Annotated in this window: 17 protein-coding genes and 1 pseudogene; 9 read left to right on the top strand and 9 right to left on the bottom strand. The window is 46.7% G+C overall.

Annotation, left to right across the window (positions count from 1 at the left end; all coding sequences use genetic code 11):
- Window positions 1-61: 61 nt before the first annotated feature.
- A complete protein-coding gene (locus tag FHS16_RS19170) occupies window positions 62-1,093 on the top strand; it encodes an aldo/keto reductase (RefSeq protein ID WP_183566195.1) in 1,032 nt (343 codons plus the stop codon).
- Window positions 1,094-1,597: 504 nt separating this feature from the next.
- On the opposite strand, the gene FHS16_RS19175 is transcribed toward FHS16_RS19170, so the two are convergent.
- Window positions 1,598-2,623, bottom strand: a complete 1,026-nt coding sequence (locus FHS16_RS19175) for a nitroreductase family protein (protein WP_183566198.1) — start codon at window positions 2,621-2,623, stop codon at window positions 1,598-1,600.
- 299 nt (window positions 2,624-2,922) lie between these two features.
- On the opposite strand from FHS16_RS19175, the gene FHS16_RS19180 reads away from it, so the two are divergent.
- The 3 genes from FHS16_RS19180 (at window position 2,923) to FHS16_RS19190 (ending at window position 4,546) form a co-directional block, all read left to right on the top strand.
- Complete coding sequence (locus FHS16_RS19180; RefSeq protein WP_183566201.1) at window positions 2,923-3,420, top strand: MarR family transcriptional regulator; 498 nt, start codon at window positions 2,923-2,925, stop codon at window positions 3,418-3,420.
- Between the two features lie 295 nt (window positions 3,421-3,715).
- A complete protein-coding gene (locus FHS16_RS19185; protein ID WP_183566204.1) occupies window positions 3,716-4,129 on the top strand; it encodes a VOC family protein in 414 nt (137 codons plus the stop codon).
- A gap of 156 nt (window positions 4,130-4,285) precedes the next feature.
- Window positions 4,286-4,546 carry a hypothetical protein gene (locus FHS16_RS19190; protein ID WP_183566207.1) on the top strand — a complete coding sequence of 87 codons (261 nt, stop codon included), beginning with the start codon at window positions 4,286-4,288 and terminating at the stop codon, window positions 4,544-4,546.
- A gap of 2,047 nt (window positions 4,547-6,593) precedes the next feature.
- Here the strand turns inward: FHS16_RS19190 and FHS16_RS19195 are convergent.
- Entirely contained in the window at window positions 6,594-6,887 is a 294-nt protein-coding gene (locus FHS16_RS19195) for a hypothetical protein (RefSeq protein WP_183566211.1), read from the bottom strand.
- 257 nt (window positions 6,888-7,144) lie between these two features.
- Window positions 7,145-10,246: a glycoside hydrolase family 2 TIM barrel-domain containing protein gene (locus tag FHS16_RS19200; RefSeq protein WP_183566214.1), complete on the bottom strand. Its 3,102-nt coding sequence runs from the start codon at window positions 10,244-10,246 to the stop codon at window positions 7,145-7,147.
- 141 nt (window positions 10,247-10,387) lie between these two features.
- Between FHS16_RS19200 and FHS16_RS19205 the strand changes: the two genes are divergently transcribed.
- Window positions 10,388-11,227: a helix-turn-helix domain-containing protein gene (locus tag FHS16_RS19205; protein WP_183566217.1), complete on the top strand. Its 840-nt coding sequence runs from the start codon at window positions 10,388-10,390 to the stop codon at window positions 11,225-11,227.
- A 397-nt stretch (window positions 11,228-11,624) separates the two neighbouring features.
- Here the strand turns inward: FHS16_RS19205 and FHS16_RS19210 are convergent, their stop codons facing one another.
- Entirely contained in the window at window positions 11,625-12,428 is an 804-nt protein-coding gene (locus FHS16_RS19210; protein WP_183566220.1) for a helix-turn-helix domain-containing protein, read from the bottom strand.
- 134 nt (window positions 12,429-12,562) lie between these two features.
- Here FHS16_RS19210 and FHS16_RS19215 point away from each other — a divergent pair, with 134 nt between their 5' ends.
- A complete protein-coding gene (locus FHS16_RS19215; protein ID WP_183566223.1) occupies window positions 12,563-13,378 on the top strand; it encodes an AraC family transcriptional regulator in 816 nt (271 codons plus the stop codon).
- A gap of 66 nt (window positions 13,379-13,444) precedes the next feature.
- Here the strand turns inward: FHS16_RS19215 and FHS16_RS31850 are convergent.
- Window positions 13,445-13,567: pseudogene (locus FHS16_RS31850) on the bottom strand (carbohydrate ABC transporter permease); the annotation flags it as partial.
- A 585-nt stretch (window positions 13,568-14,152) separates the two neighbouring features.
- Between FHS16_RS31850 and FHS16_RS19225 the strand changes: the two are divergent.
- Genes FHS16_RS19225 through FHS16_RS19235 form a run of 3 tightly spaced genes read left to right on the top strand, consistent with a single transcriptional unit; the run spans window position 14,153 to window position 16,859 of the window.
- The gene (locus FHS16_RS19225; protein WP_246431839.1) at window positions 14,153-15,256 is read left to right on the top strand and encodes a fatty acid desaturase family protein; all 1,104 of its coding nucleotides are present in this window, start codon (window positions 14,153-14,155) and stop codon (window positions 15,254-15,256) included.
- A gap of 16 nt (window positions 15,257-15,272) precedes the next feature.
- On the top strand, window positions 15,273-15,593 hold the full coding sequence (locus FHS16_RS19230) for a MocE family 2Fe-2S type ferredoxin (protein WP_139997389.1): 321 nt from the start codon (window positions 15,273-15,275) through the stop codon (window positions 15,591-15,593).
- A 12-nt stretch (window positions 15,594-15,605) separates the two neighbouring features.
- Window positions 15,606-16,859 carry an NAD(P)/FAD-dependent oxidoreductase gene (locus tag FHS16_RS19235; protein WP_221226411.1) on the top strand — a complete coding sequence of 418 codons (1,254 nt, stop codon included), beginning with the start codon at window positions 15,606-15,608 and terminating at the stop codon, window positions 16,857-16,859.
- Window positions 16,860-16,968: 109 nt separating this feature from the next.
- On the opposite strand, the gene FHS16_RS19240 is transcribed toward FHS16_RS19235, so the two are convergent.
- The 4 genes from FHS16_RS19240 to FHS16_RS19255 all read right to left on the bottom strand — a co-directional run bounded on the left by FHS16_RS19240 (window position 16,969) and on the right by FHS16_RS19255 (window position 20,825).
- Window positions 16,969-17,865: a sugar phosphate isomerase/epimerase family protein gene (locus tag FHS16_RS19240; protein WP_183566229.1), complete on the bottom strand. Its 897-nt coding sequence runs from the start codon at window positions 17,863-17,865 to the stop codon at window positions 16,969-16,971.
- A gap of 140 nt (window positions 17,866-18,005) precedes the next feature.
- Window positions 18,006-18,836, bottom strand: coding sequence for a sugar phosphate isomerase/epimerase family protein (locus FHS16_RS19245; RefSeq protein ID WP_183566232.1), 831 nt, complete (start codon window positions 18,834-18,836; stop codon window positions 18,006-18,008).
- Window positions 18,836-19,936 (bottom strand): Gfo/Idh/MocA family protein, encoded by a 1,101-nt coding sequence (locus FHS16_RS19250; RefSeq protein WP_183566235.1) that lies wholly within the window; start codon window positions 19,934-19,936, stop codon window positions 18,836-18,838. Before FHS16_RS19250 ends, FHS16_RS19245 begins: the two co-directional genes overlap by 1 nt.
- Before the next feature lie 70 nt (window positions 19,937-20,006).
- On the bottom strand, window positions 20,007-20,825 hold the full coding sequence (locus tag FHS16_RS19255; RefSeq protein WP_183566238.1) for a sugar phosphate isomerase/epimerase family protein: 819 nt from the start codon (window positions 20,823-20,825) through the stop codon (window positions 20,007-20,009).
- Window positions 20,826-20,828 lie beyond the last annotated feature (3 nt).

The raw sequence follows: 20,828 nt of genomic DNA on the forward strand, positions 1-20,828 counted from the left end.
GTTGCAAAGCGAGCATGATTATCATGCTATAAAATGCCCAATATTAAGGAGGATATACAGAATGAAGTATAAGCAGCTTGGAAATACAGGACTTTTAGTTTCACAACTTGCGTTAGGCACGATGACGTTTACGAGTGGAAAGGATAACTATAAAATTCTCGGTTCAGTTGGGCAGGAAGAAGCCGACAAAATGATAAAAAAGAGTGTCGATATCGGAATTAATTTCTTTGATACGGCTGATATTTATGCAGAAGGTGAAAGTGAAATTATTCTTGGTCAATCCTTCCGCAATCTTGGTATTGCGCGTGAGGAAGTTGTAATTGCTAGTAAAGCCGCCGGACGAACAGGTATGGGACGTAACGATGTCGGCGCTTCAAGAGGACATATTATGAATGCAGTGGAAGCAAGTTTAAAAAGATTGAAGACGGATTATATCGATTTGTATCAGATTCACGCCGATGATTTCTTGACACCTGTAGAAGAAACTTTAAGTGCTTTAAATGATCTGGTAACACAGGGTAAGGTGCGATATATTGGCGTATCGAACTGGCATGCTTGGAAAATTGCTGATGCTCTTGGTATTTCTGAACGCAAGAATCTGGCTCGCTTTGAAACGGTTCAGGGATATTATTCTCTAGCTAGCCGCGATGTTGAGCGAGAGCTGGCGCCTTTGATGGAAGCAAAGAAGATGGGACTTCTGGTTTGGGGTCCGCTTGCTGGCGGTCTGCTGTCAGGGCGTTACGATCGACAGAATCAAAAGGCAGAGGATTCGCGACGCTCTGCGGTTGATTTCCCGATTGTAGATAAAGAGCGAGCTTGGAATATCATTGATAAGATAAAACCAATCGCTGAAGCACATGGGACAAGCATTGCAAGTGTGGCGCTCGCTTGGTTGATGACAAGACCAGTTGTAACCTCTGTTCTTGTTGGCGCGAAACGATTGGAACAGTTGGAAGAAAATCTGGAAGCCGCAAATATAGAACTGACGGAAGATGAAATTCGACAACTTGACGAAGTGAGTACACTGCCTCCTGAATATCCAGGTTGGATGGTTGACTATCAGAAAAGAGATCGCCTGGAACCGCTTTTTTAACAGAATATTCAGTCCAGAGTATCGTGAAGCCACTCGATCAGTAATACATGTGCTATTTCCTATGATTGATCTGATCCAAGGTGATGAAATCCTACGAAATAGTAATTTATGACATTATGTTCTTATCAACTTGTCAGAGGATAACAACATATATGTATTGGAAACCGCCTAAACAGCGGTTTTTTTGTTGTAAGGATATATGTTCTTGCCCAAACCTGAAGACAAGAATTTATACCGCATAATTTCATAATGGATTTGCGTCGGAGACGAGGGGGACCATGCTTGATGATACCCATTTTCCGCAGCTGAATACAGTTAAGTTTTCTTCTCCGCTGGCTTTGATATTGGTGAAGAAGTAACAAAAAGCTGCAGAGAAAGCATCGGGAAAATGCCTTCTCTCTTGATTGCCGAACGTTGTCTTGGTAAACACGAAGTGTCGGCGGTGGGGGGGATTCATTCGCCCAATCGTACTTTGGTGCTTCCTTAAATGAGGTTCATAATTATTCAAAGACGTATTACATTTAAAGTCGAGGGAGTGGAGGATGTATATGAAATTTGCTCCACTGTCCCAACTTCCAGCACAGCTACAATTCTCTCTTGCAGATCTATCTTAAGAGGTATCGGTAGCCGTCGCTCATATATCCATTCTGGAATGGTGCGTCGAACATACCAGACTTTAGAGTTGGCCAACAATTGAAAGTTCTGAATCAAACAACATGCTGCAGCATAATCCTCCGCTTGCTTGTGCGGGTCAGCTTCTTTCTTTGCCAATACGATAAGTAATGACTGCGAGGTATTCCCATGTGAAGGCACGAGTTTGGCAACGGCTTCTTCGCCGGTCACATAAATAAAACGCCATGGTTCACGAAGTCCATCATTCGGTGCCCAAACAGCGATGTTTAATGTTTCCAAAATGTCTTGAGAAGATACATAACGGTCTTCATTAGTTAGATGCGGTTTGGTATCTGTTGTGAATTCTGTCCAGTTTATTTCCGCGGGTGTCCTTTTTCGGGCTTTAGGTGACCTATCAAAGTATCCAATATTTAAAATACCGGCAAACTTTTCCCCTGCTTTCAGACCAATTTCATTAAAAAATGATGGATTGTTCAGCAATGGGTCCGTGTACCAGAGCATCCCTAAACCGTTTTCCCAACCTACCAATTGAAGGTTTTGCATGATGCTGCAGACGGCGGCATAATTGTTGTCACGCTGTCGTTGATTTTCTGCAGATGCCGCAATAAAAACCAGATGTACCGGCGTATTGAGAACGGATTTGGTGAGAAATCCCGTTAATTTTGAAGGGATAAATTTACCAAGCTGACTGTCTATTACTTTGGCAAACATACTCTCTGCCAGTCGCAAACGCGATTCCATGGAGTCATAATAAATGCAACGCCAATGTTGAGGCGCTTCGGATTTCCACAAACTTGAAGCTTGTTTGAGCAATGAATTCATTACTTCGAATGGGACGGGCTCTGATTTAAACTTGCGAATGGTTCGGCGTTCTATTATCGTTTTGGCAAGATTCACAGTCATACCCCCTCGATTGTAAATGCATGGACTTCAGTTGACTGATCGGATGAATCGGAACGAGTCAAATGCAACACCTTCTCTTTATTATTGTTAACGATGAAACTATAATATAAAAGCGTAATGGCTGTCAACTTCTCTTTATATTCGGTATTTCAGGGTTGATCCCTATGAGGTGACGTGATAAAATTATTTATAAGTGAACAATAAGAAATAAGGCTTAAAAAAATCATATAGCGTTAGCCCGCATACTAAACTTGCTAGGGGCAATTCGCTTTTGTAAAGGGGATGTTAGCATCATGTCTGAGGGGTTAAAGCGAACATTATACGAACGTTTTCTTCACTTTGTTCATCTAACCGAGCAAATGTTTACAGCAGAGATTAGCGAGTTTACTGGCTTGGCACAGTCACATGGCATTACATCCATTCCGAGCAACTTGACAAGCGTACATGTGATTGATTGCATTGGAAACAATGAACCTATTAACAATACATCGATTGCAGAAAAAATGAATTTGTCCAAAGCCAGCATTTCAAAAATTAGTAATAAGTTACTTCAAGAGGGTTTTATCAAACGAAACCAGATGGTTGATAATAAAAAAGAGGTCTATCTTACCCTTTCACCCAAGGGCAAAAGGATTTATGAATTACATGCGACCATGCATGAATTGATGGAGGTTAGATTTATATCGGTTTTAAATGCATTATCGGAGTCTGAAATCCAGGCCTCCCTGAAATTTTTTCAAGTGATGATTGAAAAACGTGATGAAATGTTTAAGGTAGAATCGCTAAGATGACTGCGAGAAAAATAACCAGGTATGTATTCAGATAACTTCTTTTTTATTAAATTAACGGGAGACTATAGCTTAACAATCACCAGGACGAGGCTGCCGGCATAAATCGGCAGCCTCGTTGAGCTAACTGGCAGGATAGTGGGATATTACAACGGGCTTCCGGTTATGTTTTAATTTAGCGGCCGAGTCAGATCAATTTGTTCGTAAAAAAACTATTGATTATGACAGGAGTTGTCACTATTAAAGTTTACACTATCAGGGAGAGATCAATCCTAAAGGTTAAAGGAGCTGTATAACCATGGAAGTGCAATTGACCCCGTTTATTATGTTGGACGGCGGCGCCCGGGAGGCGATCGCCTTTTACGAGCAAGCGCTTGACGCGAAGGTAGTATTCAAGCAGACCTTCGGCGAAGCGCCCGGACAAGCGGTGCCGGAGCAGGCGAGGGACCGCTTGGCCCATTCAGTCCTGAAGATCGGAGGAACGGATCTGTTCGTCGCCGATACGGATCCGGGGACCCGGTTCGCGCAGGGCAATCAAGTGAACATCTGCATAACCGTCGCCGATAAGGAGCAAGCCCGGAAGTATTATGAGGCGCTGCAGGAGGGCGGGCAGGTGGATCTCCCCCTGCAGGAGATCCACTTCAGCCCCGCGTACGGGATGGTGACCGACAAATTCGGTGTCACCTTCCATATTTTCACGAAGAGGGCGTAATGGAGGGACTCTTTGACTACGCTAACGGAGAACGATAGCTCAATAAAGGAAGCAGCCGACCACAATGATCGGCTGCTTCATTGCGCTAACGGGCAAGATAGGTTAATGCAACATAACTTTTCATTAAACGTCTGTAAATGCAGAGGAGGTTTACATATGAACTTAATGAAACCAGTTTTTGTTGGGACTTTACTTGTGATTTTATTCTTATCCGGCTGTGGTAATTTTCAGGTATCAAAATCAGTTGGATCAGAGGGAACTGTTTCGCTACCTACCAGTTCCACCATCTCCACTGAAGAACGAATACCTAGTGAAGGGAATGAATTAAGAAAAATTGCATGGGAACGAGTAGGTAACATCGCAAAAGAAACTGTTATTGGTGACTGGAAGGAAGGCTCCAATCTCAACCTTAGCTAAACGCAAATAGAGTGGGAAATGGGATCAAGTTCTTGTCATCCGATACTAGCGTATATAGACAGCACAGTATTGCAACTCTTAATAAAGAACAGTTATTTCTGCTAACTGACAAAGTTATTAGTTGAATTGCATGCTGAAACTACAGGGTAGTCAATGACTTTATTATTAACGAACGTTTCATTTTGCAAAAGACCTGAGCTCGAGATAAAACCGGACTCAGGTCCTTTTTGTACATATGGCATCAGATCACCGCTACAAGTTGCGTTACTCTCCGTTGAAAACGGCGAACCAGTCGTCGTCTTGAGCATGATATGCGTTAGGAAGCGCTTGAAATACGTAAATCCGCCCGTGAATAACAAGAAAAAGAATATCAATGAAATAAATGTTGAGAATACGGTTAAGACTAATCAGATGATAGGAAGAGAGAAGTTATTTTTATGACTCATATAGAAATCATCATACATTGACAACATATACAGAATATCAGATTACAAGTGGGTTTATTTCAATCTACAGACATATGTACAAAATACAGGTTTTGTGCAATAGTATTGGATAAACTTTTGTTTAGATGTTGTTTTCCACTTATATTCAGCTAAATGAGTGCCGATACTCTTACTGCAAAATATTTTGTAATGTTGCTTGTTTTAATCTTTCTTGAATATCTGTCATCAATTATTAAACATGTTCGCAATAGTTTTCAGGTTCGACGCATAATAAATTTAGCTATTAAATATTAATATTTGTGTTCATTGTACATGCAGAAGTGAATTCTATATTTTTTTCCCACTACAATAAAATGAACTTGAACTGACTCAGAAAGTATATTAAATAAAAATATCCAAGTAATTTATCTATTACTGTTGTAATGTGACACATTTTATCAAAAAGCTGATATATATAGTGTCTCCTGAGTTATTTACAATTAGAGTTTACAAAGTATTTTGTACATATGTACTGTGATCGGTTTATCTTCTTATGCACAACGGTTTTGACTTGTCGGTTTTTTACTATATCGAGATCATGTGCGATACTTTCACACAATGAAATACCATCGATAATGATATCTGCATAATCTATAATTTCTGGATAGCCCTCTCATTGTCTGTTCTTTACTACAATTTGTGATACAGTCACGGTAATTCCCAACTTCTTATCTCTATGTTTCTACTAAGAATTTTGACTTTTTCCACGCTAAACTGCTTCATTATTTAATGAAATGGAGCAGCTGCGGGTCGCAATCCGTTCCATAATGCACTAAACTAAAGTTTATTGTTTTCTGCTCGATAAATAGATGAATATCGCTCCTCATTTTCCCCCGCTCTCTCTTGGATATTAAATTTCATTTACTTTTTTCCTATATGTGTAAACGCCATGAACTAAAAACCTACCTTCTCTCAAATTGCCACATTCGAACTATTCTGTCCGCTTGCTCGACTATAGTGCATTCGATTGCATTGACCGACTGCCACAGGCGAGGCTGCCGGCAGCCTCGCCTGTGGTGATTGATAAGCTATAGTCTCCCGTTAATTTAATAAAAAGAGGAGTTATCTGAATGCAAACCTGGTTATTTTTCTCACAGTCAACTTAGCAATACTTAAAACGGACTACATCATCTTCAAACTGCGTAAAGCTCTATCAATGAGGTACGCAAGCTTGCGGAGGATTCCAATGATTCGGCACAACGGATCATTGATACAATTGCTTACTTAGCATCATGATCGGAAAAATGGCATTCGGTACACTTTGGCCAAGGCCAAGGAAGTAAAAAATTCCGCGAGCCAGTTAGGCTCACGGAATTTAACTCTCTCCAAATCGTACTGACCCGATCCGGTCCCGATGGACTAGATCTTGGCTGCGAATAATCTTAACTAGTTCCTATTCGTTCCAAAGCTTGACGCGATCCTGGATGTATTTCGAAAATCCTTTTTCCATTCACTCTACACCGGTACTGATCAGTTCTTGTTGATATTCATCCCAAATTCAGTCGAAATTCTCCAGCTTAGCCATAATGGCCTGAGGGATCCGACTCCAGGTAAAATATCCTTCACCTTGGTTTGCAGGATCGAGACCTCGTCGTCGTGGCCACTCCCAAAGGCTTCACCGGCATGTCGTTCACTGGCGTGAAGAAATCCTCCCAAACCGTAGCGGCATAGGCCTTCAAAATTTCCTTGTCCGCGGCCGTATACTTGTTCTGAATTTCTTCAGAGTTCTTCTTCTTGAAGAAATTGCCGGTAGAATCCTTGACGCCATCGCCATAGTGGAGTCCCATGGTGACATAGGATTGAACGCCGGATTCCTTCTTTAACGCCTCGTTATCCTCGATGATACGCTTCTGCACGTCTGCCGGAACGACGCGTTTGCCGTTCCAGTTGATCAGGACTTGAGCCTGTTCGGACGACAGGTAGTCAAGGAATTGCTTCAGCCCATATCCTTATCCGTAAGTCAGAATAAGGCGCTGATGCACATTGCGGAGTCCGATCCGATGTACTAGAAGCCAATGCCAATGAATCGTCGTTAATCAATAAAGACCTCTGACTTTGGCCAGTGCCTTTATCAAAAATTCACTTCTATCCTTCGCTTTCGAGGATCTACTATTCAATCCACGATCTCTAAAGCGATCTTGTATACATAGATGCCCTTTTCGATTTTATATTCATCGTGAATATTTTTGGTCCATCCAGTATCTCCACCAAGACCTGCATGTTTGTAATCGATATGAAGGAAAACAGAATCGGATGTGCCAAGCTCGTCCTCATAGGCGGCATTGTCATACTGTCCGATGCTGTACTGATGGATGTCAAAATGGAAGTGACCCGCCGAGGTAACTTTTACCTTGCGGTCATCAGCCGACACATACAAATAACGGACATCTTCCTTGCCCCCGCACTCAACCGGCACGATGTAGGGAACATGCTGTTCTTCAACAGAGCTTTCATATATACCGACGAAGGCAGCCGTTTTACGGTCCGCATAGTTCTCCCATGGCCCGCGGCCATACCATTTGATACTCTTCCAGGCAGCAGGGAAGGTAAAGCTCAGACCGATTCTCGGTAAGGTATCGACATTAGCATTATTCACGACAGTGTTAGTAATTTCAATGCCTTTACCGCCAATCGCATACTCCGTAAGTGATTCAATGCATCCATGATAAAGAACATGAACCTGAATGATGACTGATGCAGGCGCTGCATATACCCGGATACGCTTGATCTCTTTCTGATCGGAGTCCAGCCCGAGGCTTCTCCAATCATCTGCATAGTTTAGCGTCTCACCAGGCACACCTGCGTCTATCCCCGTTGGCGGCCGATAGAAATTGTTCGCTCCGCCCGTAAAGTAGTCTTGATTATTGTATCTGACAGAAATGAACTCTGCCGTTTCTTTCGAGAAAACCACGTTCGTATTTTCATTATAAATATGAATTCGATCCGCAGCTTCTTCATATACCAGGCTCCCACTTTGAATATCCCCGGTATGTATTTCATATACGGAATCTTTCAACTCGATCTGGCATGCATAGATACTGGTTCCCTTATTTGCATAATAGGTGTCCTCGTTCAGATAAGCATAAAAATTCAGGAACGCTTCCCCAGAGACCTTGGTTGGATCGTATGGTGCCTGAAGACTTTCGATAGCTCCGGCCGGCGTGTGTAATCGGGGTAATGTACCGTTTTCCACAACCTTCCCGTCGCAAACAAGTTCCCAACCGATGTCCAGGTGGCTTAAGTCCCGATGCGTATAATGATTATAAATTCGATAACTTTTATTACCGGGAACATTATAAGGCCGTTCAAAATTATCGATCTGGACGGGAGCTTGTATATTTTTAATTTCATAGGCAGCCGGTTTCAGCGTTAAATCCGGAAATACAATGCCGTTCAGGCACATATCGGGCGCGGAATCTATAATCTCTTCCTGGAAGGCGCCGCCATAAACATATTTTTTGTTCCCAGATTCATCATGCCGGACAAGCGCTTTATCCTGGAAATCCCAAATGAAGCCGCCCTGAAACCGCGGGAATTTATAAATAAGGTCCCAGAATTCCTTGAAATTCCCGTTGCTGTTGCTTTTCGCGTACGCATATTCACACATAATAAACGGCCGCAAGTCATCGCTGCTCGTCATGCAATCCACGATCCAATCCTTCTGAGGATACATGGGCGCCATGATATCGGAAATATTGGCCGGAGGATTCAAGGACTCATACTGAACATATCTTGTTTTATCATATTCCTTCATCCACCCGTACATGGCAGCATGGTTCGCTCCGTAACCGGACTCATTTCCCAAGGACCACAGAATGATCGAGGGATGATTCTTATCCCGCAACACCATCCGTGCTGCGCGTTCCATATAAGCATGCGTCCATTCGGGAGATGCGCTGAGCTGGCCGCCGATGCCATGGGTCTCAATATTGGCCTCATCCACAACATATATGCCCAGTTCATCACAAAGGTCGTACCATTCGACGGCATGCGGATAGTGACTCGTTCTTACCGCATTGATATTTAGCGATTTCATGATCTTGATCTGCTCACTCATATACTCCGTCGACACCACGCGCCCCGTTTCGGGACAAAATGCATGAAGGTTGGTTCCGCGAATTATGAGACGTTTGCCGTTAATTTTCAATATCCCGGTGTTATCGATGCTGATTTCTCGGAAGCCGACATTTGCACTCTCGATGTCAACGACATTTCCGTCAGGGTCGATCATTTCCAATACCAATTTATAGAGGTAAGGAATTTCATCGCTCCACAATTGGGGACTCTTAATGGTTTGTTTGACTTTCGCCACATAGTTGTCTTGCAGGTAGGATCTGAAATCCGCAAACTTCGGCGTCTCAAATTGCGTAACCAATTTTCGATCGTGACCATAAAGAGACAGTCGCACGTGAGCATCCCCATAACAGCTTGCTTGATTATTAGGATAAACCGTCACAGCTAATTCGGCATTGTCATAATCACCCGGGAAAAGCGTTTCGATTTTATAATCATGAATTCGCATTCGCGGTTTTGCATAAATCAGAACATCTCTGAAAATACCCGATAGATGCCAGTAGTCCTGATCCTCCAGATAAGAACCGGCTCCGAATCGCATCACCTGAACGGCCAAATGGTTTTGCCCCGTTTGGATGTAATCGGTAATATCAAAAGAAGCGTTAAGCTTGCTGTCCTGCGAATAACCGACGAACTTCCCGTTAAACCACAGATAAAAACAGGATTCCACACCGGCAAAATCGATAAACAAATCTCTGCCGTTAAAATGTTCAGGAATTTCGAACGATAGAACATAACATCCGGTGAGGTTATCCTCCGGCACATAAGGCGGATTCAAAACAAATTCATCTTGCTTCAGTTGAATTTCGTGATGAGAGTCCGCCCCCTTCCGCGCAAAGGGATACTTAATATTAGTGTAAATGGGTTTCCCGTATCCGAACAACTCCCAGTTGGAAGGAACAGGGATATCATCCCATTTGGACACGTCATATGCAGGATGATAAAACTCATCAATTACTACATCCGGAGATGAAAACGTTTTAAATTTCCAAGTGCCGTTTAAGCATTTTACGTATTTTGACGCTCTCCGGTCGCCGCTTAGCGCCTGTTCCACGGTTTCGTATATTCCATATGGCTCATGCATGGGATGACGGTTCTTGTGAGCGACATGCGGATTCTCCCAGTCTCTGTTCAGCTTCATACGTTTCGAATAACCCCCTCATAAATTGTCTTAATTGGTTGTGCTATGAAAGTCGATACCCTTATAATATAAGGACAAGTTTTCATATAAAATGTTAGGTCTGGTAATTCATTTATCCATTTTGGTAGGTGCGGTGACGATATGAATTTAGATGTTATAAAAGAAAACGATGTCGTATACCGGTGTATCGGAGACGATTTCGACCAGGGCATTTTGTCATGCGGCTTTATGAGAAAAAGAACGGCAGAGCGCTCCCAGTATGACTTCAGGATCGGATATTACAGCTGTTTGTTTGTCCTGCAAGGCAACGGACGATTTATCTCAAAGGAAGGCACTGTTATTACAATGCAAGCAGGGGATCTGGTACAACGTTTGCCCGATCGTATGCACTCCACCGAAATCGAGCCGAATGGGGAATGGATCGAGTTTTATATCAGCATAGGTTATCCTGTCTATCATTACCTCAAAACGCTAGGCATCATAAATTCCGACCAAGAGGTGCAGCCGACACGACATACAAGCGATATTTTGAATGAATTTGCCGCCCTGCTGAACTCTCTTAAAGCCGCTGTAGATGAAAGGCTCCCCTATTTGCTGATGAAAGCTCAAGAACTCATTATCCATTTGCACGGCAGCGTACATCATACTCAGAGAGAGCACAATGATCATAAAATCTCAAAAGCTTGCCAACTAATCGGCGGCGCCAATGATATCCATTACGATATTAAGGAAGCCGCAGCAGCCGTAAATATGGGCTATGAGAATTTCAGGAAGCTATTTAAAGCCACAACCGGCGTTTCCCCTCAGCGGTACCACATTGAACATTTAATGAAACAGGCCAAAATGATGCTCCTCTCCGGACTCCCCATTAAACACGTAGCCGTTAGTCTTGGTTATGGGGATATTTATTCCTTTACCAAGCAATTTACGAAATCGGAAGGAATGCCTCCAGGACGTTATATCCGTAACCGCCACACATAAGCAAGAAACAAAGTAATATAATTCGGATGCAGACTCATGCGATCCGCAAGCTGGTCGAGGGACAGATCGTTCATATAGTTCATTTGCAAATATTCCAATATTCGTTCGGCGTGCCGACTGTAATCCGAATCCGATGCGCCGGGGACTTAATTAATCTTAAGGTCTTGATCAGCCTTATCCTTCAGTACCAAGTGCATCTTTCCATATCGGCAATTTTCCTTTAAATATTTACACGTTTCACATTTTATCGCCTATTAGATTTAACTTATCACAAACTCAAGCCCGTTAGGTTCACTGCAAGTTCTTGTCCTCAACCGGGAATAAATGCAAGTTTTTGTTCTGTGCTTTGGACAAGAACTTGCAATGATAAAAAATCCGCGCTGGGCACGGCTTTTTTCTAACTAATAGGAAGTTTTGCATATTCTCTAGGGCTCTTGCCAATCTGCTGGCGGAATAACAAGGCGAAATGGTTATAGTTGTGAAACCCGACGTCATAGGCGGATTCGGAGGCTGTACGGCCAAAGTTCCGTATGAGCAAGGCAGCCTGCCGAATTCGCATCGCGTTGACCGTCTCCACAATCGTCGAACCCGTTTCTTCCTTGAATAAATGCGACAATCTGGAACTCGATAACCCGACGTATTCGGCAATGTCCTCAATTCGAATTGTCTCTCTCATATGCTTGGACAAATAATGCAAGGTTTCCTCTACTCGTGGATCGCCATGGCGCCTGCCCCGCTCTGCCATTAGCAATAAGATGCCTCGAATTTCATTCTCACATATCGGTAGCCAGAAGGACCGCTGTTCTCGCGAATCTTGGATAATATTTTTAAGCGCCTGATAAACCCGCTTCTGCATTTGCGCTTTACCGACACTCTGAATAATAAGCTCTTGTTCAGGCAAATAATTGGTTTCAATCATACCCGGAAAATGTGCCCAGATAAAATTCCACATGCCGCCTGCTACTGTCCCATATTGATGAGGCACGCCGCTGCGCAGCAGTACAAGATCACCTGCTGAGCAGCTCTCTTCACCCGCCGGTGTCCGAAAGTATCCTTTGCCCTCTAGTGTATAGGTTATGAGCCAATCCGTCATACCTTCAGGACGGGTGGTCATATAACGGTCCGTTTCATTAAAATGTCCGGCAAAGATCGTCCCGTATGCCGGCGAAGTATAATTTTGATAGCTATCGTAATCAGTCATAGATGTGGCTCCTTGCCTTTTATACCAGCATACTGCGCGGCTCCTGTGGTGGCAATGGCTTAATGTTGCGATTTTGTACCTATCATTGATATAATACGGCTAGTTCCTTACTATGCTTCCTCGAGGTGATTATGATGTCTATCCTACCACTTAACATCTCTATTCAAGATATTGGCAATGTTACCGCTGGTTCAATAGTCTATCCACCAGGAGGCCGACTCGGCCCTCGCATTCAGCAGGATGTTCAGCTAGTCATGCTATACACCGGAGAGATGAACATTGAAATTAACGGCAGAATGGTCAGGATAGGCCCCGGCCATGTAGTACTGCTCAAACCCGGCTGCGAAGAAAACTTTACCTTCTCCAGAACCGAGGAAACTTGGCATCGCTGGATTGCTGTTCATATAAACATACTGTCCGAAGAGACAAGACAACTCCTTGATCAACTTCCAGAATACCTGCCGCTAACTGAAGAAATGAACCGGCTGCTTGATCTAATGCTAAATATGCAGCGCTATGCCTCAGCAAAGGATCCTGCCATTATTAGCCTTGGATTAGCCGCACTATTTCTCTATCCAACTGAATCCAGAAGATCGCTGCTCAAGAAAGAAAAACATCCTGCCATTTATCAGGTATTATCCCAAATCTATGAGCATTACATGGACGAATTGACGCTAGCCGAGTTAGCGGAGCGTGTCGGCTTATCTCCCGAGCATCTGGTCAGGCTGTTTAAGCAGTATGAGCAAACGACGCCCATAGCTTATTTATGGAGCTACCGCATTGATCGGGCGGTCGAGCTGTTAACCAGCACAGGCCTAAACGTGACTGAGATCGCACACCGTTGCGGCTTCAAAACCTCGCATCATTTTGCCAGAATGATCAAGCAAATAACCGGAAGAACCGCTTCGGAGATTAGACGGTTATCTTGGAGCGGCATGCGAAAATCGTAAAGCAAGCAAACAGCAGCCAGCGGGAATAAGCCATTCCTGGGCTGCTGTTTTTACATGCTGGCAATGCTATTCTTTGACGACATCGAGGGTCATCCCTTTCACAGGATATTTTTGTAGGAACGGATTAACCATAATGATTGGCAGGCTGGCAATAATCGGCATGGTCGCCCGGATGGAAGTTGGCGTCACCTGATTCACCGCTTGCCCCCGCTGATTGAACGGGCATGCGCATATCCGTAATGACCAGATCGCGACTGTAGGTAGCGTTCAATCCATTCATGTGCTTCCCTCTCGTTTTCATTTTATCCATAAGTTTCCAAGCGACACTCCTCCCTGTTGATTAAACCACTCAGCCCTTTGCGTACAAATACTTCGTTATCCACCAACAGCACTTTATACATAAGGCAATCACCCTACTCTTTTATGGCTCTTCTATTCGGCAAGCACCAAAGCATTCGTAAATCACAAGCCACCAATAGACACATTGTTTTGATTTAATTCCATGCTCTTCCCCTCTCTTTTCTCACTGATTACTTATGACCATTTCTCCTTTAATAAACGAAACCGTGAGAAAAACGACAAAGTGAACCGCTTAACTAACTCGATTTACAGGAGAGCCTGCTTTCCCACAGCTTATTTTACCCTGAAATCCATTAAATTTTATATTTCTATTAAATATCAATTACAGACAAAAATAAATCAATTCCACGCATTGTTTAGCGCTTCTTAATTGTGTACGATCCATATAAACATCTGATGAAGGAGGAAGAGCTCTTGCCGACCACAACAATACCTAAACGGGACTATAGCTTGACCGGTCCCGAGAGCGATTTGGCACAGCAAAAGGGGCTGGTCGCAGCAGAATGGTATCTCACCCCCATACCCCGCTCCAAGCTGAAGGAGCTTATGAAGCGCAAGGATGGCCCTGCCATCCGGGATACGATTATTTGGTTTGCCGCACTTGCCGCTGCCGGATTTCTTGCTTACTTCTCTTGGGGAACCTGGTGGTCCCTCCCTACATTCGCTCTTTATGGCGTGCTTTACGCTTCACCCGCCGATTCGCGCTGGCATGAATGCGGTCATGGTACCGCTTTCAAAACATCCTGGATGAATGAAGTCGTCTACCAAATCGCTTCGTTTATGATTCTAAGGCCGGCTACGCCCTGGAGATGGAGCCATTCCAGGCATCATACCGACACGATTATCGTAGGGAGGGATCCCGAAATCGTAGCCCCGCGTCCGCCAGTTTGGTATGTCATCGTAATGGAATTTTTTAAGCTGTATGGCGGTCCGAAGGACTTAAAGCGAATGCTCCTGCATTGCTTTAGCAAGCTCGACGCAGAGGAGAAGGAATATATTCCCGCTTCGGAAATACGCAAAACCTGTATGGAGTCTCGGGTGTACATGCTGATTTTTATCCTTGTCATTGCAGCGTGCATCTATAAAGGCAGCATTCTTCCAGCGATGTTTATTGTTCTGCCTTCCTTCTTCGGAAGCTTCCTTGTGCTTATGACCGGCCTGTCCCAGCATCTCGGGCTCTATGAGGATGTGCTGGACCATCGCCTCAATACTCGCACCACCTATATGAATCCGGTTCTTCGCTTCTTGTATTGGAACATGAATTACCATATCGAACACCATATGTTCCCGATGGTGCCCTATCATGCCCTGCCTAAGCTGCATGAGGAAATGAAGCATGATTGTCCCGAGCCATCGCCGAGCCTTGGAGCGGCGCTTAAAGAGGTATTCTCGGCACTCATTCGGCAGCGTAAAGACCCTTCCTTTACCATTTTAAGAACGCTTCCAGCAACGGCCCATCCTTACGCCTATGGCCCAAGCATTGAAGACGGCAGCGGTATCGAATACAAACCATCATAAGAAAAGAGGTGCCCGTATGGCATACGAAGGCTGGATTGCCGCCTGTGAAGAAGAAGATATTGAGGAAGAGGATGTCATCCGATTCGACTATGAAGATCGGACCTTTGCCATTTACCGTTCCGCGAAAAACGAATATTTTGCCACGGACGGCTACTGCACGCATGAGAAATTCCATTTGGCGGACGGCCTCGTTATGGGCAATTATATTGAATGCCCGAAGCATAACGGTCGCTTCGATTACACGACAGGTGAAGCCAAGCGAGCCCCCGTCTGCCAAGCGCTCAAAACCTATCCGCTCAAACAGGAATCCGGTCATATCTGGATCCGAATTAATTAAGGAGGCGTCCATTTGTCAGACCATGGCATGATCATTATTGGAGCCGGTGAAACCGGCGCACGCGCAGCCGCCGAGCTCCGCAGCTTGGGCTGGGCGGGCAGGATTACGCTTATCGGCGAAGAAGCGCATGCGCCCTACGAGCGCCCGCCCTTATCCAAGCAAATGCTGCAGGAGGAAGATCAACCTTCTCCTGCCTCAATCCTCCTTGCAGAGCACACGGCGGAGCAGCGCATCGAGCTGCGGAAAGCATACAAAGCCGTTGCCATTGATACGAGGAACCATAGGATTACGTTAAACGATGGCAGCAGCCTTACTTATGAGCGGCTTCTGCTCGCAACCGGCGCGCAGCCCAGAAAGCTTGCCAGCCCCCAGCCCGGCTCCGACAGCCCGCTGGCATGGACTGGCGTGTTTTATCTTCGTACCTATGGCGATGCCGTCTCACTTCGCGAACGATTGCAGCCTCGAAAAAGAATTGCCGTCATTGGCGGGGGCTTTATCGGCCTTGAAGTAGCAGCCAGTGCAAGAGCACGCGGCTGTGAAGTCACCGTTATCGAAGCAGGTCCGCGCATTCTAATGAGAGGCGTTCCCGAAGCGATTGCTGGCATTGTCGCTGCTCGCCATCAATCGGCTGGCGTACAGTTCAAGCTTGGCAGCGCGATTGCCGGAATGTCGAGCAGCAAGGAAGAGTACCTCATCCGCTTCGGTAACGGCGATTCATTAGCGTGCGATACGATCGTTGCAGGGATAGGAGCCATTCCCGAAACAGCCCTGGCTTCCGAGAGCGGACTAGCTGTGGAGAATGGCATTCTCGTTGATGAGAGGTTGGCAACGAGCGATCCGGATATTTTTGCAGCCGGCGATTGCTGCTCCTTCCCTCATCCGCTTTATGGCGGCAGGCGAATTCGCCTAGAGTCTTGGCGCAACGCCCAGGACCAAGGCACGCATGCCGCAGGAAGCATGCTTGGTGCTGCGGCTGCTTATGCGGCAGTCCCTTGGTTCTGGTCGGACCAATACGACCTGACTCTGCAAGTCGCTGGCTTGCCCGATGCCGGCACAACGACCGTTCATCGCAGCCTCGGCGCCAAAGGCGACCTGTTCTTCCATTTGACGGCTGAGAATAGACTCGCGGCGGCAAGCGGCATCGGCGGCCCCGGCATAGCCAAGGATATACGGCTAGCCGAAATGATTATTGCCTCTCAGGCCGTACTCGACGCGGAAGTCCTGACACAACCGGAGCTTAAATTAAAAGCGCTGCTTCGGTCCTAAATCGGACTGGCTTACCGATTGCCATTTCTTCTAACATAAATCCACCTATGCAAAAGGCTGAACAGAGAGGCAATATCTGTTCAGCCTTTTGTGTGCTGTTACCCTCGCTTTATTCCTCCTCGCTAAGAACCTGCTGCCACAGCGCCTCAGCCAATCGCTTGAACAATAACGCCTGCTGCCAGCGATCCGAAATTTCCATTTCCTTCCTAGCGGCTGTCCTTTGGGTAATCGCATAATAGCCCGGAGGGCCTAGCTCCGTTACATAGGGCAATACGTCACCAGGCTGTGCTTGCCGAAGCCAGCTTCTCATTCCTGTGCGCCACCAGCGTTCAAAATGTGGCAGCATCGGATGATCGCCTTCAGGCCCGACATCAATTTGGACTTGCTCGCCGTTCGATACGCGGGCATGAATGCCCGAGGTGCGCTCCAGCAGCACGGCAAAATATTCCTCCGCGCGCGCAAGCGAGCCGTTCAGCTCACCCGCTACGACGTAATGGGACAAATCGATCATCAAGCGAAGCTCCGGGAGCTCGCGGACATAGGCAGCCGTTCGGATAAGGTCCTGCGTGAGAGTCCCTCGGTGCGTCTCGATAAAGGTTGGCATGCCGGCCTCCTTCGCTCTCGAAAGCAAACCGGACAGCAGCTCGGTCGCCTGCTGATCAATGACGAATCCGTCCATGACCTGCAAATTCATATATTGCACAGAACCAAATTGGCTAGCTTCCTCTATGCTCCGTACGATATCTTCCACCCTCGATGGAAAAGCAATAGCGTTAAAGCCAAGCTTATAACGATCCAGCAGGCGGTGCCACTCCTGCCTTTCTTCCGGCGGCGGCACGGCGGCGCTAATCGCCGCATAGCCCGCCTCTGCGATTTTCTCAAATTTTTGCTCCATCGTCCATTCCTTGCCATGCTCACCAAGCTGCCACATAGCCCACCAGGATTGCTGCAGCTCCAGCCTAGGCGCGCCAAAAGTGCCATCATTAACCGCGTTTCTAATATTCATGTCATCCCCTCTTTTCTTATCCATACTTAAAACAAGAAGAAACGGCTTCGGCTTCCTTTATAAGAAAAGCGAATCCGTTTCTATTAGAAATATAAGGCTGTTTTATTAGGTAAAACATATAAAAGCTTATAACAGCCTGCTTATAGCAACGTCCAGCTCGGGTGCTTCACGAGGCGCTGCTCGATCTTGCTGAGAGCCTGAATGTTTTTCTCTAAATGATAGAAGGGATCTCCGCCCATTCCATAACCTTGGAAGCCAATGCATCCGTCATAACCATGTTTCTTCAGCGCAGCCATAAAGCTGAACACATCTAGCTCCCCTTGGTCAATGCTTTCAATGGAGGCCGGCAATCCTCCGGGAGGCAGCTTTCGGCTTCCGCAGACGTTGACCGCATGCAGATAAGGCACACAAGCGGACAGCGCTTCATTCAGCCTCGTTCCATCGATCGCATACCAATGGAAGGAGCTAAAAGTTATGCCCAGCAAAGGATGGCGCAGCTGGTTGATGAGCCGATGCGCGTCCTCCCAGCGCTCCAACCAGAAGAAGACATGATGGTAGAGCGAAATTTTAATGTTTCTTTGTTCGGCAATAGGAAGCAAATACGACAGCCATTCCAGAGCCAAAGCGTCCCCTGCCGGGTCCGACGGCGCGTATAGATTGTCACTCATCGTCAACGCCAGCTCCACCCGGCTGCAGCCCTCCAATTGCTCTAGCATGGCAACGATTCTAACCGCGTCCGGATGTTCCTTCGGCAAGGTAACGTCAAGGACGGCATATACGGCCGCAACCTCTAGCCCGTAGGTGTCCTTCACGCTCGGAAGCAGCGCCAGATCCTTCCATGCCTGCTCATCCCAAAGGGTCAAATAGGCTGCATCATAACCGAGCTCCGAGAGCATTTCGCAGCGCACTGCAAACGGATAATTGCCTAAGCTGTTATAGAAAAAAGTATCCATGACATAGACGTTTTTCATTAAGCCCTCTCCTTCGTAACGACTCGCTTCTCCCCGGTCTGAATGCTCTCGTAGATAGCAGCCAGAATGCTGAAATTGAATACGGCCTGCTCATTCACGATCGCGTGCGTTACCTGTCCAGCTACCGCTTGCAAGAAATAAACGATGGGCTTATCCATCATCCCAAGCGGGGTATTCGTAATGCTGCTGCGGCCTTCTGCGGGTTCTCCAGCCTCATCATAATACTCGGCCAGCTCGCCGCTTCCGTCCAGGCATAGCCAATCCCATTGCAGGGCTCCCGCCGTCCCTTCGATTTCGGTTAGGCTCCGTTCCTCGCCGTGGCAGCATGCCGCCCGCTCGTAATGAACCGGAACCGCGCTGCCATCCGCCAAATGGAAATTCAACAATGCTCCAACATGCTGCTCCACGTCGCTCGTGATTTCAGCCTCAAGGAGATGTCCCGTCACCGGATTCGACATCCAGGCATGAAGCACCTCCACCTTCACGGGCTCGAAAACTTCCGTCATGCCCGCCATGTCATACGGCCCCCAGTCCATCAAAGTCCCCCCGCCGCTTACCGCACGGTTCAAAAACCACCGGCTTGTCGGCTGGTACTCGATTCCTGTACGCGATCTTTTCCGTCTCTGAATCCACTGCGCCTGATATAGCTTGCCAAGCTCATCGTGGCCAAGCTTTGCCTTGACTTCATCGGTTATTTGCAGGCCTGCGAACCTCGAGCTGCAGCAGCCCAGCATTTTACCCGTCTCCTTGGCTGTTCGAAGCATAAGTTCCGCCTCTTCCCTGTTCATGGCTAGAGGTTTCTCGCATAAGACATGCCGTCCGGCTCGAAAGGCGCGGCAGGTGATGTCAGCATGCGTAAGCGGGGGCGTCGCAACGATCACAATATCATTTTCCCCTGCGGGTTCTTCCAGCATCGAAGTCAGCTGTTCGGCAGGGGTCACCCAAGGATACCTCTCCACAAACGCTGCCAACGCGCTCGGATTGACGTCGGTGACGAATACGGTAGGCTGCTCGAGCCCAGATTCTGTTAGTCTGGCAATGGCCTCCACGTGGTAGCCGGCAATAGCTCCTGCGCCAACGAGATAAATACGCTGTTTCATGATCCGCACTCCTTTAATTGTTCGATTGAAAAAAAACGGTCGATTGCACTGCAATTGCACTGCGAAACGGCTATTTCCCTAACGGTTCGAGCACCTCGCGTATATATATCCCGTTTTGCAATGTGACTCCATCCGGGTCCGCTTCGGCGCCCTTTGATTCCTCCTCCACCATAACCCAACCGTCATAACCGGTTTCATTCAGATACCGCATGATGCCTACATGGTCAATGGAGCCTTGGCCAAGTGCCGTCCAAGACCAGTCAGACACACTCATATCCTTAAAATGAACATGCTTAATCATCGTCCGGTACGTCCGGAAGATCGCCTCGACGTCCATGCCGCCTTTGGCAATATGGCCGGTATCCGGTGCATAGCCGCAATACCGCGTATCCAAGCCATTCAGCAGCACCTTGTAATCTTCCTCCACGCGAAAGAGCGAGCCGCTCGGCGAATTGGGGTGATAAGCGCAAGCAATCCCTTGTTCTGAAGCGCGGCGCGCAACCGCATTAATGTTAGCCAGCGCATTCGCCTGCCGGCGCGCGATATCGCTGCGGTCCTTGCCCGGAAGCTGCACCAAGGTCAGTACCGTATTCGGAAAATGCTTCAAATATGCGATCACACGATCCGCTTCCGCCCGCTCCTCGGCTGTCTCTTCCTGATGCTGCCACGCCAAAACTAGGCAAAGCGCGCCAAGGCGCAGTCCTTGACCATCCAGCGCTTCCCGCAAGGCGACCGGGGCATCCGTATAACGCCCTAGCATGCACACCTCCGGCTCGATCCCGGTACCGCCCGTTTCCTTTACCGCCGCGAGAATATGATCCAGCTGGTCGCGGTAATTCTCATAAGACATTTGCCACGTATAGGTTTGGAAACCAATGGAGATAGCCATGCC

This window comes from Paenibacillus endophyticus (genome assembly GCF_014192395.1).
GTDB classification, from domain to species: Bacteria; Bacillota; Bacilli; order Paenibacillales; family Paenibacillaceae; genus Pristimantibacillus; species Pristimantibacillus endophyticus.